Source organism: Pseudomonas sp. AMR01 (assembly GCF_041946035.1).
Taxonomy (GTDB): Bacteria; Pseudomonadota; Gammaproteobacteria; order Pseudomonadales; family Pseudomonadaceae; genus Aquipseudomonas; species Aquipseudomonas antarctica_B.
In genome coordinates this window covers 1-544 of the sequence record NZ_JAUTYR010000159.1, presented here as the reverse complement: position 1 = coordinate 544, position 544 = coordinate 1, and the positions used below count along the sequence as shown (strand labels likewise).

The window sequence follows — 544 nt, the reverse complement described above, 5'->3', positions numbered from 1 at the left end:
CGTGTATGCCAATATCTACGGCGGAGCAATATACCTCGGGCGGGGTACGCGGTCCGGCGATACGTGGTCATTCACCGATTGGGACCGGCGTACCAATATCGGCGTGGAAGAATCCGACGTCGTGCAGGTATACCCAGTCGGCGACAATTACAAGGTGATTGTCAACAACAAGACCATCATCGATTGGGACGACGTATCCGGATACCCGGTCGATTCGTCACACCGGCATGTCGGATTCGCGCAGGAATTGCGATTCATCAACCTCGTGCCCCAATTCTCATGGGGTATCGCGTCATTCAGTGCGCGGGCGGGGTTGACGGATTTCGAGGCGTTGGCTACCGACGTGGCGACGGCGGTATCAGATTCGGCAACCGCCGTGTCCGTGGCGAACAGCAAACCGAATTACTCGGATATCCCGATCGATTCGTTGGCCGATTCGATTTCGGACACCGAGGACACATCGATCCCCCGCGCGCTCATGTCGTACGGCGCATCGACATCGACGTCATCGGGCGGAGCGTCGGGCGGTTCACATTCGCACCCG

The 544-nt window shown here is 58.5% G+C and carries 1 protein-coding gene; it reads left to right on the top strand.

Translation table 11 applies throughout. The features are described from left to right. Positions 1 to 544, top strand: a 544-nt coding sequence (locus Q7C20_RS27035) for a hypothetical protein (RefSeq protein WP_375071223.1), incomplete at both ends; no start/stop codon positions are given.